Raw genomic sequence first — 19,413 nt, 5'->3', positions numbered from 1 at the left:
CCCATCGCTTCCCCAAAAACCGCAGTTCGCTCCAGCGAACCACGCCGAGCATCTTACGGAGCGTGGTCGTCGCCCGGGACCCCCAATCATTTGTGAGATACGGGGGGCGACCCGGTACTCTTGTCTGCGGCGCCCGCCGGTATGAGGTTTCTCCGGTCGGACGTCAGTTCCGGGGCCTTAGCTCAGTTGGTAGAGCGCTGTCTTTGCATGGCAGATGTCAGGGGTTCGACTCCCCTAGGCTCCACTCCGTCGAGAGCCCGTCCGAGCTGCGGAAACGCGAGTCCGGACGGGCTCTTCGCGTGGGCGGCCCCACCTCGCGCCGCGGTACGGGGGCCGCCACCTAGCCGAGGTGGCCCCGGACGCTCGCGGGGGCGGCGGCGTGAGCATCCCCACTCATCGGCCCTCGTACGGTGAGTGACCGCCAACGTATGGCGTGAAAAGGCCAGTTGACGGAGTGCCAGACGGATGCGGCCGGCACCGCCGGGTGGGAACGGGTGTACGTGCGGCGGCCGCTCAGCGCCCGAGTGAGGCTGTCTGCTCTTGATATCGTCACCCCAGAGGGCACCAGCGCCACACCCCTGCGGGGCGGTGCCAAGCGGCGCACCGCCGCCGGAGCCGTCCGGTCGCTGCGAGGTGAAAGGGGTAGAGCATGCGGGCCAAGGTACGAGCCGCTCTCGATGCGCTGTACATGAAGCGGCTGGTCAGGGAGCTGGAAGGACGCCCACGCCCCCAGCACATCGGCATCATGCTGGACGGCAACCGCCGATGGGCCAAGGAATCCGGCATCGAGGACCCGCGCGAGGGCTACCGGGCCGGCGGCGCCAAGGTGCTGGACTTCCTGCGCTGGTGCGACTCCGCGCAGATCGAGCACGTGACCCTCTTCATGCTGTCCGACGACAACCTGCACCGGCCCGAGGACCAGCTCAACCCTCTGATCGACATCATCGCCGAGGTCGTCGAGCGCCTGGCCGCTCCGGGCAACCCCTGGCCCGTCGAGGTCGTCGGCGCCCTGGACCTGCTGCCCGCCGAGTCCGCGAGCCGCCTCAAGACCGCCACGGCGGCCACCCACGGCCGCCAGGGCGGGACCAAGGTCGACGTCGCCGTGGGGTACGGCGGACGCCGGGAGATCGTCGACGCCGTGCGGTCGGCCCTCACGGAGCACGCCTCCCAGGGCGGGGACATCGACGAGTTCATCGAGACCTTCACCATGGAGCACATCTCGAAGCACCTCTACTCGAAGGCGCGCTCCGAGTCCGACCTCATCATCCGCACCTCCGGCGAGCAGCGGCTGTCCGGCTTCCTCCTCTGGCAGTCCGCCTATGCCGAGGTGTACTTCTGCGAGACCTACTGGCCCGATTTCCGGGAGATCGACTTCCTGCGCGCCTTGCGCTCCTACTCCGTGCGGGAACGGCGCTACGGCCGCTGACGCATGTTCCACGTGAAACAACGCCGCGGGGCGGGAGACTTCCGGGTCTCCCGCCCCGCGGCGTTGTACTGAGCGTCACGGGTCAGCGCGGCTCGTCGCCGTCGTCGGAGACCTCGTCCTCGGCCTGCTTTGCCTGGACCTCGGGGTCCAGGGCGGTCCCGCCGGTGCCGTCCACCGACGTCAGCCGTGCGCTCTCGGAAACTTCCGTCGCCTCCGGCGGCTCCACCAGCCAGTCCGGGTTGGCCTGCTTGTCCCACCACTTCCACGCGGCGAAGGCGCCGCCCGCGACGACGCCCACCACCGCGAGAGCCTTGGCGATACGCCCGGCCTTGGCCCGCCGCTCATGCCTGCGGGCCAGCTTCCGGATCTCCTGGGCCGAGACCTGGCCGCGCAGCGCGGCCAGCGCGGCGGCACCCCGCGCGGCGGCCTCGCCCCGGACGGGCCCGGCCGCGGCCACGGCCTGCTCGATCACCGGTCGGGAGTACTCGGCCGCCTGCCGGGCAGCCAGCCGAGTACGGAGCGCGGCCTCGTGAGCCGCCTGGTCCATCTTCGGCGGCACATGCGTACGGGCCTGTTCCAGCCGAGGCGCGACATGCGCTCCGTACTGGAGCCTGGCCTGGCACGCGGCCTGCGACACCTTGGGCGCCAGCCGTACGCGCGCCTCCTGTGCGTAGTGAGCGGCCCTGTCCTTGGCCGTGTCGGCGTAGGGCGCCACCACTTCCGCGGCGTGCAGCACGCTGTCCTTCGCCGAACCGGTCGCGGCGCGCACGCTGTCGATGCGGGTCACGGGTTCCTCCTCCTCGGTGGCGTACGGTAATTCGACTTTCCACCCTTTTACGGATCATGCCTGCGGACGCGGAGCCAGGCATGTGAGGGCGGGCATCCGGGTCATGGGCGGTGCCCGCGGGCCGTCAGGGGCAAGTGGTGCAGAAGGCGTGTCACGTGTTGACCAACCGCAACAACGGATGAATACGGCGTAACGGGATCCTGACGACGACAATGCCACGGATCGCCGCCCCGCGCTCGTGCCCCGGGCGTACGCGCCCGGGTTTCCGTGGGCGCCCGGCCCGCGACGGGCACCGGCCGCCGGGCGACGGGTACCACGGGCCCGTGCGAGGATCGGGGAGCACAAGAAGACGACGGAAGGCACATCGTGGCCGAGCAGCTCTACGCCACCCTGAAGACCAGCCACGGCGACATCGAGATCCGGCTCCTGCCGAACCACGCCCCCAAGACGGTCAGGAACTTCGTCGAGCTCGCCCGGGGCGAGCGTGAGTGGACCAACCCCGAGACCGGGGAGAAGACCACGGACAGGCTCTACGACGGCACGGTCTTCCACCGGGTGATCAGCGGCTTCATGATCCAGGGCGGTGACCCGCTGGGCAACGGCACCGGCGGCCCCGGCTACCAGTTCGAGGACGAGTTCCACCCCGATCTCCGCTTCGACAAGCCCTACCTCCTGGCCATGGCCAACGCCGGCCCGGGCACCAACGGCTCGCAGTTCTTCATCACCGTCTCCCCGACCACGTGGCTGACGCGCAAGCACACCATCTTCGGCGAGGTCACCGGCTCCGCCAGCCAGAAGGTGGTCGACGCCATCGCCGCGACGCAGACCAACCCCCGCACCGACCGACCGCTCAACGACGTGGTCATCGAGTCGGTCGTCGTGGAGACCCGCCAGGGCTGAAGCCCCGCGCCGTCGCGCCCGAAGGGAACCAATTGCCCCGCTCGTCCGTAAGGATGGGCGGGGCTGCGTACCTTTCGGACTCGGACGGACAAGCGAGGGGATCCCATGCACCAGGCACCAGGCGGTCCACAGGGCCCGGAGGGCCAGGGACCCCCGCCCGCCCCGGGCACACCGCACTGCTACCGGCACCCGGACCGGGAGACCGGCATCCGCTGCACCCGCTGCGAACGCCCGATCTGTCCCGAGTGCATGGTCAACGCCTCCGTCGGCTTCCACTGCCCCGACTGCGCCCGTGGCGGCACCGGCACCGGCCGCGCCCCCGACGCCTCCCGGCCGCGCACGCTCGCCGGCGGAGCCGTCGCCGCCGACCCGCACCTGGTCACCAAGATCCTCATCGGCATCAACGTGGCGGTGTTCATCGCCGTCCACGCCAGTTCCCCGCTCCTCGGCGACCTGGTCCTGATCGGACGCCGGCCCCCCGCGCCGTTCACGGCCACCGAGGGTGTCGCGGACGGCGAGTGGTACCGCATGGTGACCTCGATGTTCACCCACTGGGAGATCTGGCACATCGGCTTCAACATGCTCGCCCTGTGGTGGCTCGGCGGCCCCCTGGAAGCCGCCCTCGGCCGCGCCCGCTACCTCACGCTCTACCTCGTCTCGGGCCTCGCCGGCAGTGCCCTCACGTACCTGCTCGCCTCGCCGGCCCAGTCCACGCTGGGTGCCTCCGGCGCCGTCTTCGGCCTCTTCGGCGCGACCGGCGCGCTCGTGCGCCGGCTCAACGCGGACATGCGGCCGGTGATCGGCCTGCTGGTGGTCAACCTCGTCTTCACCTTCTGGGCGCGCGACATCGCCTGGCAGGCCCACATCGGCGGTCTGGTCGCCGGAGCCGTCATCGGCTACGCCATGCTCCACGCCCCGCGCGAGCGGCGGTCGCTCGTCCAGTACGGCACCTGTGCGCTGGTCCTGGTGGCGGTCGCCGCTCTGACCCTGTTGAGAACCGCACAGCTCACCTGAGCGTTGTCCACAGCGGGTGCCCGATCTTGTGCACAGCGTGCGGGAACACGTGTGCCCCCTGTCACTGACCCGTGTTTTCGCAGGTCAGGCAGGGGGCGAACGTGTTTTCGGTTGCTGGTACTTCCGTCACACCGGCGTCAACGTCCGACGGGTTATCCACAGATCGTCGTTTCTTTTCCCCACCGTGTGGACAGGGCCTGTGGATAACTCCGTGGATAGTCCTGGGGAGAGTTACTCGGCTACTTCCACTGCGTGGAAACACCGAATCCCGCGGCGATGAAACCGAAGCCCACCACGATGTTCCAGTTGCCGAAGTCCTCGATCGGAAGGGAACCGTCGGTGACGTAGAAGACGACGATCCAGGCGAGGCCCACGATGAACAGGGCCAGCATGACGGGGGCGACCCAGCTGCGGCTGGTCAGCTTGACGGCCGTCGCCTGCTTCGCGGGCGGCGGCGTGTAGTCGGCCTTCTTGCGGATACGTGACTTCGGCACGAGGGTCTCTCCTGTCGATGCGCTGCGTGGCCGCGCAGGGTACGGATCGGGCTCGGGGGCGGCGTACAAGGGGACTCTGAGTGCTCCCCCGGGCGTCCGTTAGCGTAGTGCTTCCGTGGCGCCGAAGGAGATAAGGGTACGTTGAGCAATTCTGCCGACTCCCCCGGGACGGGATCCAGCCCTGCCCGCCCGCGCCGTTTCCGGCCCGTGCGGGTGCTCACGGCGGCCGTCTTCGCGCTCGCCGGGCTCATTTTCTTCATGAGTTTCGATACCGCCAAGGGCACCAATATCCGGACCGACGCCTCTTTGCTGAAGTTGTCCGATCTCATCCATGAGCGGAGCCGCAAGAACGGCGAGCTGGACGAGTCCAACGCGGCCCTGCGCGCGGACATCGAGTCCCTCGCCGAACGCGACGACAAGAGCACCAAGGAAGAGGACGACAAGCTCGCGGCCCTGGAGGAGAGGACGGGCACGCAGGAGCTGAAGGGCGAGGCGATATCGGTCACCCTCGACGACGCCCCGCCGGACGCGACCGCCAAGCTCCCGGGCTACCCCGAGCCGCAGCCCGACTACCTCGTGATCCACCAGCAGGACCTGCAGGCGGTGGTGAACGCGCTGTGGCAGGGCGGCGCCGAGGGCATCAAGGTGATGGACCAGCGGCTGATCTCCACCAGCGCCGTGCGCTGCGTGGGCAACACCCTGATCCTCCAGGGTCGCGTCTACTCACCGCCGTACAAGATCCAGGCCGTGGGCGAGCCGGCGCGGCTGAAGCGGGCGCTCGCCCAGGCGCCGGCGATCCAGAACTACATGGTCTACGTCAACGTCTACGGGCTCGGCTGGAACGTCGAGGACGAGGGGACGGTGACGCTGCCGGGTTACTCGGGCGCCGTCGACCTGCACTACGCCCGGCCTGTGGAGTGACGCCCTTCCCGGGGGCCTCTCGCCGTTAGTCTGGTGCCGTACGGCGTGAGTCTGGTGCCGTGGTGCGACGGAAGGGACGGCATGTACGGCTGGATCTGGCGGCATCTGCCGGGGAACGCGTGGGTGAAGGCGTTGCTCTCACTGCTGCTCGTGGTGGCCGTGGTCTACGTGCTGTTCCAGTACGTCTTCCCGTGGGCCGAACCGCTGCTTCCCTTCAACGATGTGACGGTGGACAACCAGTGAGCGCGCGCATCCTCGTCGTCGACAACTACGACAGCTTCGTCTTCAACCTGGTCCAGTACCTGTACCAGCTCGGTGCCGAGTGCGAGGTGCTGCGCAACGACGAGGTGACCACGGACCACGCCCAGGACGGTTTCGACGGCGTCCTGCTGTCGCCGGGGCCGGGCACGCCGGAGCAGGCGGGCGTGTGCGTCGAGATGGTGCGGCACTGCGCGGCGACCGGGGTGCCGGTCTTCGGCGTCTGTCTCGGCATGCAGTCGATGCAGGTGGCGTACGGCGGTGTGGTGGGCCGGGCGCCGGAGCTGCTGCACGGGAAGACCTCGCCGGTCGAGCACGGGGGCAGGGGCGTCTTCGCGGGGCTGCCGTCGCCGTTCACGGCGACGCGGTACCACTCGCTGGCCGCCGAGCCCGGCACGGTGCCGGCCGAGCTGGAGGTGACGGCCCGTACGCCCGACGGGATCGTGATGGGGCTGCGGCACCGGGAACTCCCGGTCGAGGGCGTCCAGTTTCACCCGGAGTCGGTGCTGACCGAGCACGGGCACCGGATGCTGGCCAACTGGCTGGTGGAGTGCGGTGACCAGGGCGCGGTGGCGAGGTCGGCGGGGCTCGCCCCGGTGGTGGGCAGGGCCACGGCGTGACCGCGCTGCGCCCCGAGCGTGACTCCGGCGCGGCCGGTGACCAGGGTTCCCCGTACGGGCGACCGTACGGGGAACCCGGTGCGCTAGGGGACGTCTCGTTCGCGGACGGCTCCCACGGGGACGGCCGGCACGAGGGCCGGTTCCCGGCCGAGGAGGCGTACGCGCAGGCGTACTCGCCGGTTCCCGACGACGAGACCGTGGCGCTGCGGGTTCCGGCACAGTCGGTCGGGCGCGCGCGGGACGCCTCCTCCTCCGTGCCGGTCCCGCCGCCGGGCGGTGGCCGCGCGGCCCGCAGGAAGGCGGCCAGACGGCGCCACGGGCGTCGTGGAGGCGCTCGACGGCCCTCCACGGCATCTACGGCACAGGAGGCGGCCGAGGCGCCCACGGCGCCGCTGTCGCGCGTGGAGGCCCGTCGTCGGGCCCGGGCGCGCAAGCCGGGCGCCGCGGTGATCGCCAGCCGTGCGATCGGCGAGCTCTTCATCACGACCGGCGTGCTGATGCTGCTGTTCGTCACCTACCAGTTGTGGTGGACGAACGTGCGCGCGCACGCGCAGGCCGACCAGGCGGCGAACAGCCTCCAGGACGACTGGGCGAACGGCAAGCGGAACCCGGGGGCCTTCGAGCCGGGGCAGGGCTTCGCCATCCTGCACATCCCCAAGCTGGACGTGGTGGTGCCGATCGCCGAGGGCATCAGCAGCAAGAAGGTGCTGGACCGCGGGATGGTGGGGCACTACGCCGAGGGCGCGCTGAAGACGGCGATGCCGGACGCGAAGACCGGCAACTTCGGGCTGGCCGGGCACCGCAACACGCACGGCGAGCCGTTCCGGTACATCAACAAGCTGAAGCCGGGCGATCCGATCGTCGTGGAGACGCAGGACGAGTACTTCGTCTACAAGATGGCGTCCATCCTGCCGGTGACGTCGCCGAGCAACATCAGCGTCCTGGATCCGGTGCCCCGGCAGTCGGGGTTCACGAAGCCCGGGCGCTACATCACGCTGACCACGTGCACCCCGGAGTTCACCAGCAAGTACCGGATGATCGTCTGGGGCAAGATGGTCGAGGAACGGCCGCGCAGCAAGGGCAAGCCGGATGCGCTCGTCAGTTAAGGGCAGATGACCAGTGGCAGCGACCACCGACACGGATCACGAAGAGCACACCGACGCGTCCGGCGGGCCGCCGTCCGCGGCACGCCGCCGCCGCGGCCCGCGGCGGACGGTGGCGCTGGTCGTCAGTGTCTTCGGCGAACTCCTGATCACCGCGGGCCTGGTGCTGGGCCTGTTCGTCGTCTACTCGCTGTGGTGGACGAACGTCGTCGCCGAGCGCGCGGCGGACAAGCAGGCCGACAAGGTGCGGGACAACTGGGCCCAGGACCGGGTCGGCCCGGACGGGCCGGGGGCGCTGGACACCAAGGCGGGCATCGGCTTCCTGCACGTGCCGTCGATGAGCGAGGGCGACATCCTCGTGGAGAAGGGCACGTCGATGAAGGTCCTCAACGACGGCGTGGCCGGCTACTACACCGACCCGGTCGAGTCGGCGCTGCCGATGTCGGGCAAGGAGGGCAACTTCTCGCTGGCCGCCCACCGGGACGGGCACGGGGCCAAGTTCCACAACATCGACAAGATCGAGAAGGGTGACCCGATCGTCTTCGAGACGAAGGACACCTGGTACGTCTACAAGGTCTACGGCATCCTCCCCGAGACCTCGAAGTACAACGTGAAGGTCCTCGCCCCGGTCCCCGAGGAGTCGGGCAGGAAGAAGGCCGGCCACTACATCACGCTGACGACGTGCACGCCGGTCTACACGAGCCGCTACCGGTACGTGGTGTGGGGCGAGCTGGTGCGCACGGAGAAGGTGGACGGCGAGCGCACACCGCCCGAGGAACTGCGCTGAGCCCCTGCGAACAGCCGGACACAACGGAGCCCCGGTCCTCTGCGGAGGGCCGGGGCTCCGTTCGTCGGGGAAGGCGGGGCGTCAGTCGTCGCGGGGGTTCAGGCCGCCGATGAAGCCGCCACCGTTGCCGCCACCGCCGTTGTTGCCGCCACCGCCCATGGTGGTGAGGGTGATCGGCGTGGCGGCCGGGTCGTCCACCTCGGTGCCCGGCTGCGGGTCCATGACGACGACCGTCGCGTTGTCGTCACCGGGTGCGCCCTCGGCGACCTGGACGTTGGTGAAGCCGTGCTGCTGCAGGGTCTGCCGGGCCTGCGCGAGGGTTCCCCCGCGCACCTCCGGCACCTTCGTCTTCTTCACGGCCTTGCCGACGACGATCGTCACCGACGAGCCCTTGTCGACCGCCTGGCCCGCCGACGGCGTGGTGGAGACGACCTTGCCGTCCTGGTTCGCGTCGGTGGTCGGCTGCTCGGAGCAGGTGGCGACGAGGTTGCTGGCCTGCATCTGGGCCTTCGCCTCCTCGCAGGTGCGGCCGAGGACGTCGGGCACGGTCTCCTTCTCGACCGGCTTGGCGACCTCGAGGGTGATCGTGGAGCCCTTCTCCCGCTCGGTGCCCGGGTCGGGGTCCTGGTTGAGGACCGTGCCCTCTTCCTGGGAGGACTCGGTCTGCTTGGTCTCGACCTTGAAGCCCTTGTCCTCGAGGGTCTGCGTGGCCTCGTCGACGTTCTTGTCGATGACGTTGGGCACCGCGACCTTGGGCGCCCCGGTGGAGACGACCAGGTCGACGGTGGAGTTCTTCTTGACCTCGGTGTCCGGCTCCGGGTTCTGGGAGCAGATGTTGCCCTTGGCCTGGTTCTCGCAGGGCTTCTGCGTGAACTCCAGTACCAGGTCGGAGTTGGTGGCCTGGTCCGTGGCCTCCTGCTGGCTGAGGCCGACGAAGTTCGGGACCTCGACGTTGTCGTTGCCCACGCCTCCGCCGCCGATGGCGTACTTGCCGATCAGGATGGCGCCGACGAGGACGAGGACGCCCGCGAGGACCAGGAAGACCGTGGAGGTGTGGGACTTCTTCTGCTGGCGGCGCCGGCCGGGCCGGTCGTCGTAGCCGTAGCCGCCGTCGTCCGGGTTCATGGGCGGCAGCATGGTGGTGGCGCCCGCGCCGGCGTCGGAGCGCATGGCGGTGGTCGGCTGGTCGTCGGGGTAGCCGCCGTAGCCCCCCGCGGCCATCACGCCCATCGCGGCGGTGGCGGCGACCGGCTGGCCGTCGAGGCAGGCCTCGATGTCGGCGCGCATCTCGTCGGCCGACTGGTACCGGTAGTCCGGGTCCTTGACGAGCGCCTTCAGCACGATCGCGTCCATCTCGGGCGTGATCTCGGGGTCGAAGACGCTGGGGGCCTGCGGTTCCTCGCGGACGTGCTGGTAGGCGACCGCGACCGGCGAGTCGCCGACGAACGGAGGCCGCACCGTGAGGAGTTCGTAGAGCAGGCAGCCGGTGGAGTACAGGTCGGAACGGGCGTCGACCTGCTCGCCCTTGGCCTGCTCCGGGGAGAGGTACTGGGCGGTGCCGATGACGGCGGAGGTCTGGGTCATCGTCATGCCGGAGTCGCCCATGGCGCGGGCGATGCCGAAGTCCATGACCTTGACCTGGCCGTTGCGGGTGAGCATGACGTTGGCCGGCTTGATGTCGCGGTGGACGATGCCGGCGCGGTGCGAGTACTCCAGGGCCTGGAGGATCCCGATGGTCATCTCCATGGACCGCTCGGGCAGCAGCTTGCGGCCGGAGTGGAGGAGTTCACGGAGCGTGGAGCCGTCGACGTACTCCATGACGATGTACGGGATCGACACGTTGTCGATGTAGTCCTCGCCCGTGTCGTAGACCGCCACGATCGCGGGATGGTTGAGCGAGGCGGCCGACTGGGCCTCCCGGCGGAACCGGGCCTGGAAGGACGGATCACGCGCGAGGTCCGCGCGGAGCGTCTTCACCGCCACGGTGCGGCCGAGCCGGGTGTCGTGCGCGAGGTAGACCTCCGCCATGCCACCACGGCCGAGCACCTGGCCCAGCTCGTACCGGCCGCCGAGGCGACGCGGCTCTTCCATGGTTACCTACCAGCCCTCTCCGTCGGTCCCGACCGGCATGCTTGTACGGTCGGAGGCTGCCGTCCGGCCTACCGTACCCGGCTCGCTCCGTGTGACCTGGCCAAGCCCGGTACCCGATACAGGACCGGTATCGCAACGTGCCTCGATGTGAACGGGACGTGAGCCAAGTCACGTCCCGTTCGGCGCCCGGGTCACTTCTTGCTGTTGATGACGGCCTCCATCACGCTCTTCGCGATGGGTGCCGCGAGGCCGCCGCCGGAGATGTCGTCCCGGTTGGCGTTCTCGTCCTCGACCACCACGGCCACGGCGACGGGCGCGCTGCCGTCCTTGGCCTTGGCGTACGAGATGAACCACGCGTACGGGTTCTCGCTGTTGTCGACACCGTGCTGCGCGGTACCGGTCTTGCCACCTACCGTGACGCCGGGGATCTGCGCGTTGGTTCCCGTGCCGTCCTTGACGACGGTCTCCATCATCGACTGCAGGATCTGGGCGTTCTCGGCGCTGAGCGGCTTGCTCATCTCCTGCGGGTCCGTCTTCTCGATCGTGTCGACGTTCGGCGCCTGCAACTCGTCCACCATGTACGGCTTCATCAGCGTGCCGTTGTTGGCGATGGCCGAGGTGACCATGGCCATCTGGAGCGGGGTGGCGGCGGTGTTGAACTGGCCGATGGAGGAGAGGGCGACCTGCGAGTCGTTCATGTCGTCCGAGAAGACCGAGGCGCTGGAGCGCACGGGGGTGAACTGCTCCTCGGTGAAGCCGAACTTCTTGGCCGTCTCCAGCATCTTCTCGTTGCCGAGGTCGGCGCCGATCTTGCCGAAGACGGTGTTGCAGGAGACGCGCAGCGCCTCGCGCAGGGTGGCGTTCTCGCAGGGCAGGTCGCCCTCGTTCTTCAGCGGGGTGGAGGTGCCGGGCATGATCCACGGCAGCGGGGTCTCGGTCTTCTCGTCGGCCGAGGTGTACTTCTCGTGTTCCAGCGCCGCCGCCGCGGTGACCACCTTGAAGGTCGAACCGGGCGGGTAGACCTCGCGCAGGGCGCGGTTGAGCATCGGCTTGTCGGGGTTGTTCTTCTCGATGATCTTGTTCCAGGCCTCGCCGTCCGCCTTGCTGCCGCCGGCGATGGTGGAGGGGTCGTACGAGGGGAACGAGGCCAGCGCGAGGATCTTGCCGGTGGAGGGCTCGATGGCGGCGACGGCGCCCTTGCCGCCCTGCTTCTTGAGGCCCTGGTAGGCGGCCTTCTGCGCGGCGCTGTTGAGGGTGGTGACGACGTTGCCGCCCTCGCGCTTCTTGCCGGTGAGCATGTCGAGGGTGTTGCGGAAGAACAGCCGGTCGTCGTTGCCGGTGAGGATGCCGTCGTTGATGTTCTCGAGCTGCGTGGCGCCGTAGGCCTGGGAGACGTAGCCGGTGACGGGCGCCCACATGGCGCCGTCCTTGTAGGTGCGCTTGTACTTGAAGTCGCCGTCGGTGGTGGCGTGTCCGGTGATGGCCTTGCCGTCGACGATGATGTCGCCGCGCGGGCTGGCGTACCGCTCGATGGCGACGCGGCGGTTGTCCTCGTCGGTCTTGAGCTCGTCGGCCTTGACGTACTGGAGCCAGTTGTCGCGGATCAGCAGGGTGAGCACCAGGAGGCCGCAGAAGATCGCGATACGGCGCAGGGGCTTGTTCACGGTCGGACCACCTGGGTCATCTCGGCGTCGGGGTTGGCGGCGGGCGCGGGGGCGGGCCTGCGGGCGGTGTCGCTGATGCGCAGCAGGATGCCGATCAGGGCCCAGTTCGCGATGACGGAGGAGCCTCCGTAGGCCAGGAACGGCATGGTCATGCCGGTGAGCGGGATGAGGCCCATCACGCCGCCGGCGACGACGAAGACCTGGAGGGCGAAGGCGCCGGACAGGCCGATGGCGAGCAGCTTGCCGAAGGGGTCGCGGGCGGCGAGGGCGGTGCGCACGCCGCGCTCCACGATCAACGCGTAGAGCAGGAGCAGCGCCATGAGACCGGCGAGGCCCAGTTCCTCGCCGAAGGTGGCGAGGATGAAGTCGGAGTTGGCGGCGAAGCGGATCAGCTCGGAGTGGCCCTGGCCCCAGCCGGTGCCGAGGGTGCCGCCGGAGCCGAAGGCCCACAGGGCCTGCATGGCCTGCTCGGAGTGGCCGCCCTGGCCGGCGCGGGAGAGCGTGTACTCCCGCATCGGGTCGAGCCAGGCGTCGACGCGCTGCTGGATGTGGGGTTCGAAGGTGGCCACGCCGACGGCGCCGACCGCGGACATCAGCAGACCGAAGACGATCCAGCTCGTCCGCTCGGTGGCGACGTACAGCATGATCACGAACATGCCGAAGAACAGCAGGGACGTGCCGAGGTCGGTCTCGAAGACGAGGATGAGGATCGAGACCATCCAGACCACGAGGATGGGGCCCAGGTCGCGGCCGCGGGGCAGGTAGAGGCCCATGAAGCGGCGGCTGGCGAGGGCGAGGGCGTCGCGCTTCACCATCAGGTAGCCGGCGAAGAAGATCGCCAGGACGATCTTGGCGAACTCTCCGGGCTGGATGGAGAAGGAGCCGACCTGGATCCAGATCTTGGCGCCGTAGATGTTCTTGCCGAGGCCCGGCACGAGCGGGAGCAGGAGCAGGAACAGGGCGCCGACCATGGAGATGTAGGTGTAGCGCTGGAGGACGCGGTGGTCCTTCAGGAAGATCATCACGGCGACGAACAGGGCGATGCCCATCGCGGTGTACATCAGCTGCCGGGGTGCCGCGGTGCCGGCCTGCTTGATGCTCTGGAGCAGTTCGGACTGGTCCAGGCGCCAGATGGCGACGAGCCCGAGGCCGTTGAGCAGGGTGGCCAGCGGCAGCAGCAGGGGGTCCGCGTACGGCGCGAACTTGCGCACGACCAGGTGGCCGACGCCGGCCAGCAGGCCGAGGCCCAGGCCGTAGCTCAGCAGACCTGCGGGGACCTCGTCGTTGATGGCCAGGCCCACGTTGGCGTAGGCGAAGACCGGGATGACGACGGCGAACACCAGCAGGGCCAGCTCGGTGTTGCGGCGGCTGGGCGCGCCGATGGAACCGATCGTGGACGTGTGGTGCGTCGGCGAGTTGGATGTACTGCTCATCGTGTGACGGGGCCTCTCACGGCTTGCCTACTGCTTACCGCACAGCGAGACGACCTTCTGCTCCTCCTCCGAGAGGCTGGGGCCGGGGCTGGAAGTGGGTGCGGTCGGGGACGGGGACGTGGACGATCCGGGCGCCGGCGGCTCCGACGCGGTCGGCGTCGGTGTGGCCTTGGCGAAGGAGGCGGGGGTGGTTCCCGTGGTGCCTCCGGCCTCGCCCTCGCCCGTCTTCGCGTTCTCGCTGGCCGCGGCACGCCGCTCGGCCTGCTTCTTGCAGGCGGAGGCCTGCACCGACAGCTCTTCGATCTTCGCCCGGGCGTCGTTCAGGTCACCCTCGGCGATGGTCGCCTCGACCAGCTTCTGCTGATAGGGAGGCAAGTACTTGAGTTCGATCTCGGGGTGGTCCTTCTGGACCTTCGACAGCGAGACCCAGGCCAGGTCCTGGCTGATGCCCCGGTACAGCGCCACGTGGTCGTTGTTGGTGCCCACGTAGTACTGGGTCTGCGTCCAGCGCCAGCCGCCGTACAGGCCGCCGCCGATGACGGCGAGGGCGAGCGCGCCGTACAGGGACCGCTTGAGCCAGGGACGGCTCCTGCGGGCCTTGACGAAGTCGTCGTCGCCGTAGTCGCCGTAGCCGTCGGGGGCGTAGCCGGCGGTGTCGCCGCTGCCGGGCGGGCCGAACTCGCCGCCGCCGTGCTGTCCGCCCTGCCGTCCGAGACCGGCGGCGCGGCCGGCCGGGGTCTGCATGATCCCGTTGTCGCCGAACTGCGCCTGGTTCTCGGCGACGGCGCCGACGACGACGGGCGTGTCGGAGAGCTGGCCGGCGAGGGTGTCACCGGTGTCGAGGTCGAGGACGTCGGCGACGATGACGGTGATGTTGTCGGGGCCGCCGCCGCGCAGGGCGAGCTGGATCAGCTCCTGCACGGTCTCCTGCGGACCCTGGTAGCTGGCGAGGGTGTCCTCGAGCGTCTGGTGCGAGACGACGCCGGAGAGCCCGTCGGAGCAGATGAGGTAGCGGTCGCCGGCGCGGACCTCGCGGATGGACAGGTCGGGTTCGACGTGGTCACCGCTGCCGAGGGCGCGCATCAGCAGGGAGCGCTGCGGGTGGGTGCCCGCTTCCTCCTCGGTGATGCGTCCCTCGTCGACGAGGCGCTGCACCCAGGTGTGGTCCTGCGTGATCTGGGTGAGGACGCCGTCGCGCAGGAGGTAGGCGCGGGAGTCGCCGACGTGCACGAGGCCGAGGCGCTGGCCGGTCCACAGCAGGGCGGTGAGGGTGGTGCCCATGCCTTCGAGGGCGGGGTCCTCCTCGACCATCTGCCGCAACTGGTCGTTGGCGCGCTGCACGGCGGTGCCGAGGGAGGTGAGGATGTCGGAGCCGGGCACGTCGTCGTCGAGGGCGACGATGGTGGAGATCACCTCGGAGGAGGCGACCTCACCGGCGGCCTGGCCGCCCATGCCGTCGGCGATGGCGAGCAGGCGGGGACCGGCGTAACCGGAGTCCTCGTTGCCCTCCCGGATCATGCCCTTGTGCGATCCGGCGGCGAAGCGCAGTGACAGACTCATGCGCACCTCGCCCGTCGGCTCCGCCTGCAGCCGGTCGTGTCGAGCCACACTGCCCACCCTCCGGTCGGGAGCGCGCCGGGGCCCGGGTCGCCGGCCGCCGCTGCGTGCTCGCTCCGCTCGCGCTCATTCATTGGTGTAGCACTACTTCCGCAGCTCGATGACGGTCTTGCCGATGCGGATCGGCGTACCCAGCCCGATGGGAGTGGGGGTCGTCAGCCGGGACCGGTCCAGGTAGGTGCCGTTGGTGGACCCCAGGTCCTCGACGATCCACTGGCCGTTCTGGTCGGGGTAGATCCTGGCATGGCGGCTGGAGGCGTAGTCGTCGTCCAGCACGATGGTGCTGTCGTGCGCCCGGCCGAGCGTGATGGTCTGGCCCTGGAGGGCGACGGTGGTGCCGGTGAGGGTGCCCTCCGTCACGACCAGTTTGGTGGGAGCGTTGCGACGGCCCCGGCCGCCGCTCGGCTGCTGGCGCTGCGGCGGAGGCGCCTGGCCCTGGCGCGCGGCCTGCTGCGGTCGTGCGGCGTCGCGCCGTGCTCCGCGCTGGGTGACCCGCGTACCGAACAGGTCGCTGCGGATGACCTGCACGGCCACGATCACGAACAGCCACAGTACGGCCAGGAAACCCAGCCGCATGACCGTGAGGGTCAGCTCTGACATTGCCCCCGGATCACCCTTCGGCTTGCCTATAGATAACGGTGGTGCTGCCCACGACGATCCGCGAGCCGTCGCGGAGCGTAGCGCGGGTGGTGTGCTGCCCGTCCACCACGATGCCGTTGGTGGACCCGAGATCCTGGATCGTCGAGGGCGTTCCGGTCCGGATCTCGCAGTGCCGGCGGGAGACGCCGGGGTCGTCGATCCGCACGTCGGCCTCGGTGCTGCGCCCGAGGACGAGGGTGGCGCGGGAGATCTGGTGGCGGGTGCCGTTGATCTCGATCCAGTGGCGGGTGCGTCCGCCGGGGGCGGGCGTGGCCGGGGGCTGCGGGGCGCCGGCGGGCGGGTAGCCGTAGCCGCCGGGGCGGGAGCCTGGCGGGGGCGCGGCCGGCATGGGCGGGGCGCCCGCGGGGGTGGCGGGGGGCGGGTAGCCGTAGCCGCCGCCCGGTGCGCCGGGCCGCCCGGAGGGGGCGGGGGGAGCCGCGGGGCCGGCCTGCTGGTCGCTGGAGGAGGCGAGCGTACGGCTGCGGACCCGGTACAGGCCGGTGTCGAGGTCGTCCGCCTTCTCGAGGTGGACCTTGATGGGGCCCATGAAGGTGTAGCGCTGCTGCTTGGCGTAGTCGCGCACCATGCCGGCGAGCTCGTCGCCGAGCTGGCCGGAGTAGGGGCTGAGGCGTTCGAAGTCGGGTGTGCTCAGCTCGACGATGAAGTCATTCGGTACGACGGTGCGGTCGCGGTTCCAGATGGTCGCGTTGTTGTCGCATTCACGCTGAAGCGCTCCCGCGATCTCCACGGGCTGCACCTCGGACTTGAACACCTTCGCGAAGGTGCCGTTGACCAGACCTTCGAGACGCTGCTCGAACTTCTTCAGGACTCCCATGGGGCACCTCCTCCGTCGCTGCCGTCCTGTCCGCTGCCTTGCGTACTGCTGCCTTGCGTACTGCTCGCCGTGTCGCGTGTCCGCGCACTGCCCACCTGGTACTGCTTACTGATCGTATCCACGCGCCGGTCGATCGGCTGGTTCCCCCTGTCGGCCCCGTCGACGGGTGTCGACGCCTCTCGGAGTTCCCGCTGGAGGTCCGCCTCGAACTCCCCGGGCCGTTCGCGTCGTGCTCCCGCACGACACTCACGCCCAGGATCGTAGAGGCGGCCGCAGACCAGTGTCCCGCACCTGACCGCGGACCCCTACCGGCTCCTGGACAGACGGCCGGTACCGGTACGAGGTTGATACGTGAACGGGCACGGGCCGGGACGAGTGCCCGGCCGGCCCGCGGAGGGCCCGCCTGCCCACGGAATAGGGATGTGAACCCACCCGGTCCAGCGTGCTAATGTTCTGGGTGTCGGAAGGCGCCGGGCCGAAAGGAACGGAGCCCGAGGACACACCCAATGCGCGGGTGGCGGAATAGGCAGACGCGCTGGATTCAGGTTCCAGTGCCCGCAAGGGCGTGGGGGTTCAACTCCCCCCTCGCGCACCATCGGACACCGATGAGGTGTCTGGTAGCACTGCGGAAACGGGCTCATCGTCAAGACGATGGGCCCGTTTCGCTTTTCCCGGCAGGCCCGCGGGGAGACCGGGCGTGAGTGTGATGCCGCTTACACGCGGGCCGGGCGCCGGTCTTCGGTCTCCGGCCGGCCCGCCGGGTGTGGGCTGAATCACGTCGGGTCGCTCCGTCCGGAGGGCCGTCCCCGAGGCCGCACGTGCCCCGCCGCCCCCTCCCGCGACCGTGCGACGGTACGCGGCTCCCGGGCGCCGCGGGTTCGCCATACTGCCGCAGAACGGCCACCTCGGAATGTAGAGCCGGTGGCGTAACGAACGTTGATCGGCTGCCTATCGCGTCCCCCTTACATGTACGCAGGGAGCTCGCGGCAGCCTGTGGGGTCGCGAGCGCGGCGGACAGGAGCCAGGACGTGCATCCGTGGGCAAGTGATGATCTCTCGCGGGACGAGGGCACGTCATCCGGACTCGTGAACGGCGACGTGTACGTCTGGCCGGCGCCCTCGGAGGCGGAGGAGCCGGACGGGCGCCTCACGCCGGACGAACTGCGCGAGTACGCGCCCGAGATCCGGGCCCTCGGGTCCGCAGGTCTCGCCGAGCAGCGTTTCCGGCGCTACCGGGAGGCACGGCTGACGCTCGTCGGGACCGGTCCCGTGCTGGCGGCCCTGCTGCGCCGGGCCCTGCGGACCGGCTGCCGGGACATCCACGTCCGGCACACCCGCCCGGCCGACGCCGACGGCCTGGCCGAGCTCGTCGAGGGCTCCCGGCGGGACAGCGGGCAGCGGGTGTGCGTCCAGCCCGACCACGGCGTGCTCACCCTCACCGACACCGTCCTCCAGGTGTCGGGCTCGGTCGCGGAACTGATCGCGATGGCCGACGGATGCGCCCGCGCCGGGGCGTCGCTCGGACAGGTGCTGTTCAGCGGCGACGAGATGTGGACCGGCCCGGTCGGGCCCGCCGACCGTACCGCCGCCGCCTCGGCCTGGCGCCGGCTGCGCGGCGGTCCCGCGGCCGGAGCGGCACCGGCCGCCGCGCTCGCCGGGCCGCTGCCGGACATCGGCGCGTACCAGCTCTTCCGTGCCTGGTACCGGTGCGCCACCGGGGTCGCGGGGCCGTACGGCAGCCCGTACCTGGTGCGCACCGATCTGCGGACCTGGACGGCCGGCCGGCACCGCTTCCTGTCGCTCTCCCTCACCCGCGCCGCGCGGCCCGTCGCCCAGGTGGAGGCACGGGCGGCCTTCCTCGGGAGACTGGGCGGAGCCGGGGTCGAGGCCGACCGTCTGCTGGAGCGGGCGTCCGCGGTCGAGGACGCGCGGACCGGTCTGGTGGGGCCGGTGGACGAGAAGACGGTCGAGGTGGGGCCGTTCTCCCGGTGGGAGTGCGAGATGGCCGTGGCCGATCCGTTCGGTGCCCGGCCCGCCGGGGCGCCCGACGTCACCGTGACCGGGCACGGCGGGGACCGCAGGACGGCGTACCTGACGGCGCTGCTCGCCGCTCTCGCCGCCTACGGAGCCCTCGCCGCCCGGCCGCGCGGACCCGGCGCCCCGGACGTGTGGGGCCTGGACCTCGTCACCGGAGGGCTGCGCCGGATACCCGCGCGGAACGCCTACCCCGGCTGGGACCCCGCGTCCCCCGCGCGGCCGCCCGTCGGTGCCGCGGCCGGGCTGACCTGGGCGCACGCCGTGGAGGACGGGCTGGCCCAGCACTGCGACCTGCTGCTGGCGCGACGGCTCGCCGAGCCCGGTACGCGCGTTCCCCGGCTCGCCCTGCCGACGCACGAGACCGTCGGCCTCGCCGACGTCCTGTGCCTGCTGTACATGCTGGGCGACCCGGTCGTCCACGACCTGTCGGCGCTGCTGTCCGTACCGGCCTGCGCGATCCGGCTGGGCGCGAAGACGGTTGTCGCCACCGGTGCCACCCGGTCCGCGGCGGTGCGCACCGCCGCGGAGCGCGCCCTGCTCACCCAGCGGTCGGACACCTGGACGGTGCCCGCGATCACGTCGGAGCAGGAGGAGCCGGCGGGGCCGTTCCCCGGCGGGCGCGGGACCCTCGGCCGGGCGCGGCTGGCCGAGGTGCTGCGCACCCGGGGGCGGACCCCCGTCGGGGTCCTGCTGGACCACGATCCGCAGGCCGTCGCCGTCCTTCCGTACGCGGTCCAGGTGGTCCTGGTCGACGAGTGACGGATCGTCAGAACACCAGGCGTTATAGC

The 19,413-nt window shown here is 70.4% G+C and carries 17 protein-coding genes and 2 tRNA genes; 11 read left to right on the top strand and 8 right to left on the bottom strand.

Going from position 1 to position 19,413, the window contains the following annotated elements; all coding sequences use genetic code 11:
* Nucleotides 1-171 precede the first annotated feature (171 nt).
* Both ACH499_RS23810 and ACH499_RS23805 read left to right on the top strand, forming a co-directional pair.
* A tRNA-Ala gene (locus ACH499_RS23810) sits at nt 172-244 on the top strand.
* Between the two features lie 405 nt (nt 245-649).
* A complete protein-coding gene (locus ACH499_RS23805) occupies nt 650-1,426 on the top strand; it encodes an isoprenyl transferase (RefSeq protein ID WP_356198921.1) in 777 nt (258 codons plus the stop codon).
* A gap of 82 nt (nt 1,427-1,508) precedes the next feature.
* On the opposite strand, the gene ACH499_RS23800 is transcribed toward ACH499_RS23805, so the two are convergent.
* Entirely contained in the window at nt 1,509-2,213 is a 705-nt protein-coding gene (locus ACH499_RS23800) for a DUF5324 family protein (protein WP_356198920.1), read from the bottom strand.
* 366 nt (nt 2,214-2,579) lie between these two features.
* Between ACH499_RS23800 and ACH499_RS23795 the strand changes: the two genes are divergently transcribed.
* Together ACH499_RS23795 and ACH499_RS23790 are read left to right on the top strand one after the other, a co-directional pair.
* The gene (locus tag ACH499_RS23795; RefSeq protein WP_365602008.1) at nt 2,580-3,113 is read left to right on the top strand and encodes a peptidylprolyl isomerase; all 534 of its coding nucleotides are present in this window, start codon (nt 2,580-2,582) and stop codon (nt 3,111-3,113) included.
* 105 nt (nt 3,114-3,218) lie between these two features.
* A complete protein-coding gene (locus ACH499_RS23790) occupies nt 3,219-4,127 on the top strand; it encodes a rhomboid family intramembrane serine protease (RefSeq protein ID WP_399018198.1) in 909 nt (302 codons plus the stop codon).
* 239 nt (nt 4,128-4,366) lie between these two features.
* On the opposite strand, the gene crgA is transcribed toward ACH499_RS23790, so the two are convergent.
* Nucleotides 4,367-4,621, bottom strand: a complete 255-nt coding sequence (gene crgA / locus ACH499_RS23785; RefSeq protein ID WP_356198915.1) for a cell division protein CrgA — start codon at nt 4,619-4,621, stop codon at nt 4,367-4,369.
* A gap of 141 nt (nt 4,622-4,762) precedes the next feature.
* Between crgA and ACH499_RS23780 the strand changes: the two genes are divergently transcribed.
* The 5 genes from ACH499_RS23780 to ACH499_RS23760 are packed head-to-tail and all read left to right on the top strand — an operon-like array spanning nt 4,763 to nt 8,310.
* The gene (locus ACH499_RS23780; RefSeq protein ID WP_399018196.1) at nt 4,763-5,542 is read left to right on the top strand and encodes a DUF881 domain-containing protein; all 780 of its coding nucleotides are present in this window, start codon (nt 4,763-4,765) and stop codon (nt 5,540-5,542) included.
* 45 nt (nt 5,543-5,587) lie between these two features.
* Nucleotides 5,588-5,785 (top strand): hypothetical protein, encoded by a 198-nt coding sequence (locus ACH499_RS23775; RefSeq protein ID WP_356199201.1) that lies wholly within the window; start codon nt 5,588-5,590, stop codon nt 5,783-5,785.
* On the top strand, nt 5,782-6,420 hold the full coding sequence (locus tag ACH499_RS23770) for an aminodeoxychorismate/anthranilate synthase component II (RefSeq protein ID WP_399018193.1): 639 nt from the start codon (nt 5,782-5,784) through the stop codon (nt 6,418-6,420). Before ACH499_RS23775 ends, ACH499_RS23770 begins: the two co-directional genes overlap by 4 nt.
* Nucleotides 6,417-7,526: a class E sortase gene (locus ACH499_RS23765; RefSeq protein WP_399018191.1), complete on the top strand. Its 1,110-nt coding sequence runs from the start codon at nt 6,417-6,419 to the stop codon at nt 7,524-7,526. The genes ACH499_RS23770 and ACH499_RS23765 overlap by 4 nt, the downstream gene beginning before the upstream one ends.
* Nucleotides 7,527-7,539: 13 nt before the next feature.
* On the top strand, nt 7,540-8,310 hold the full coding sequence (locus ACH499_RS23760; RefSeq protein ID WP_356198908.1) for a class E sortase: 771 nt from the start codon (nt 7,540-7,542) through the stop codon (nt 8,308-8,310).
* 81 nt (nt 8,311-8,391) lie between these two features.
* On the opposite strand, the gene pknB is transcribed toward ACH499_RS23760, so the two are convergent.
* The 6 genes from pknB to ACH499_RS23730 form a co-directional block, all read right to left on the bottom strand.
* On the bottom strand, nt 8,392-10,401 hold the full coding sequence (gene pknB / locus ACH499_RS23755; RefSeq protein ID WP_399018189.1) for a Stk1 family PASTA domain-containing Ser/Thr kinase: 2,010 nt from the start codon (nt 10,399-10,401) through the stop codon (nt 8,392-8,394).
* Between the two features lie 191 nt (nt 10,402-10,592).
* Nucleotides 10,593-12,065: a penicillin-binding protein 2 gene (locus ACH499_RS23750; protein ID WP_356198904.1), complete on the bottom strand. Its 1,473-nt coding sequence runs from the start codon at nt 12,063-12,065 to the stop codon at nt 10,593-10,595.
* Nucleotides 12,062-13,498 carry an FtsW/RodA/SpoVE family cell cycle protein gene (locus tag ACH499_RS23745; protein ID WP_356198902.1) on the bottom strand — a complete coding sequence of 479 codons (1,437 nt, stop codon included), beginning with the start codon at nt 13,496-13,498 and terminating at the stop codon, nt 12,062-12,064. Before ACH499_RS23745 ends, ACH499_RS23750 begins: the two co-directional genes overlap by 4 nt.
* A 27-nt stretch (nt 13,499-13,525) precedes the next feature.
* Nucleotides 13,526-15,058: a Stp1/IreP family PP2C-type Ser/Thr phosphatase gene (locus tag ACH499_RS23740; protein WP_356198900.1), complete on the bottom strand. Its 1,533-nt coding sequence runs from the start codon at nt 15,056-15,058 to the stop codon at nt 13,526-13,528.
* 141 nt (nt 15,059-15,199) lie between these two features.
* Nucleotides 15,200-15,715 (bottom strand): antibiotic biosynthesis regulator FhaB, encoded by a 516-nt coding sequence (gene fhaB / locus ACH499_RS23735; RefSeq protein ID WP_356198898.1) that lies wholly within the window; start codon nt 15,713-15,715, stop codon nt 15,200-15,202.
* 10 nt (nt 15,716-15,725) lie between these two features.
* On the bottom strand, nt 15,726-16,589 hold the full coding sequence (locus ACH499_RS23730; protein WP_356198896.1) for a DUF3662 and FHA domain-containing protein: 864 nt from the start codon (nt 16,587-16,589) through the stop codon (nt 15,726-15,728).
* Between the two features lie 508 nt (nt 16,590-17,097).
* Between ACH499_RS23730 and ACH499_RS23725 the strand changes: the two genes are divergently transcribed.
* Both ACH499_RS23725 and ACH499_RS23720 read left to right on the top strand, forming a co-directional pair.
* A tRNA-Leu gene (locus ACH499_RS23725) sits at nt 17,098-17,184 on the top strand.
* Between the two features lie 490 nt (nt 17,185-17,674).
* Nucleotides 17,675-19,384 carry a hypothetical protein gene (locus ACH499_RS23720; RefSeq protein WP_399018186.1) on the top strand — a complete coding sequence of 570 codons (1,710 nt, stop codon included), beginning with the start codon at nt 17,675-17,677 and terminating at the stop codon, nt 19,382-19,384.
* Nucleotides 19,385-19,413: the final 29 nt, after the last annotated feature.

It is taken from the genome of Streptomyces sp. NPDC018947 (assembly GCF_044390505.1).
Lineage (GTDB): Bacteria > Actinomycetota > Actinomycetes > Streptomycetales > Streptomycetaceae > Streptomyces.
Note: the sequence above shows the minus strand (reverse complement) of the source record. Positions and strands in the feature narration are given on the sequence as shown.

Excerpts from the sequence above, each read along its gene's own strand:
- ACH499_RS23805 (WP_356198921.1), top strand. The coding sequence starts at position 650 with ATGCGGGCCAAGGTACGAGCCGCTCTCGATGCGCTGTACATGAAGCGG.
- ACH499_RS23790 (WP_399018198.1), top strand. The coding sequence starts at position 3,219 with ATGCACCAGGCACCAGGCGGTCCACAGGGCCCGGAGGGCCAGGGACCC.
- pknB (WP_399018189.1), bottom strand. The coding sequence starts at position 10,401 with ATGGAAGAGCCGCGTCGCCTCGGCGGCCGGTACGAGCTGGGCCAGGTG.
- ACH499_RS23745 (WP_356198902.1), bottom strand. The coding sequence starts at position 13,498 with ATGAGCAGTACATCCAACTCGCCGACGCACCACACGTCCACGATCGGT.
- ACH499_RS23740 (WP_356198900.1), bottom strand. The coding sequence starts at position 15,058 with ATGAGTCTGTCACTGCGCTTCGCCGCCGGATCGCACAAGGGCATGATC.
- fhaB (WP_356198898.1), bottom strand. The coding sequence starts at position 15,715 with ATGTCAGAGCTGACCCTCACGGTCATGCGGCTGGGTTTCCTGGCCGTA.
- ACH499_RS23730 (WP_356198896.1), bottom strand. The coding sequence starts at position 16,589 with ATGGGAGTCCTGAAGAAGTTCGAGCAGCGTCTCGAAGGTCTGGTCAAC.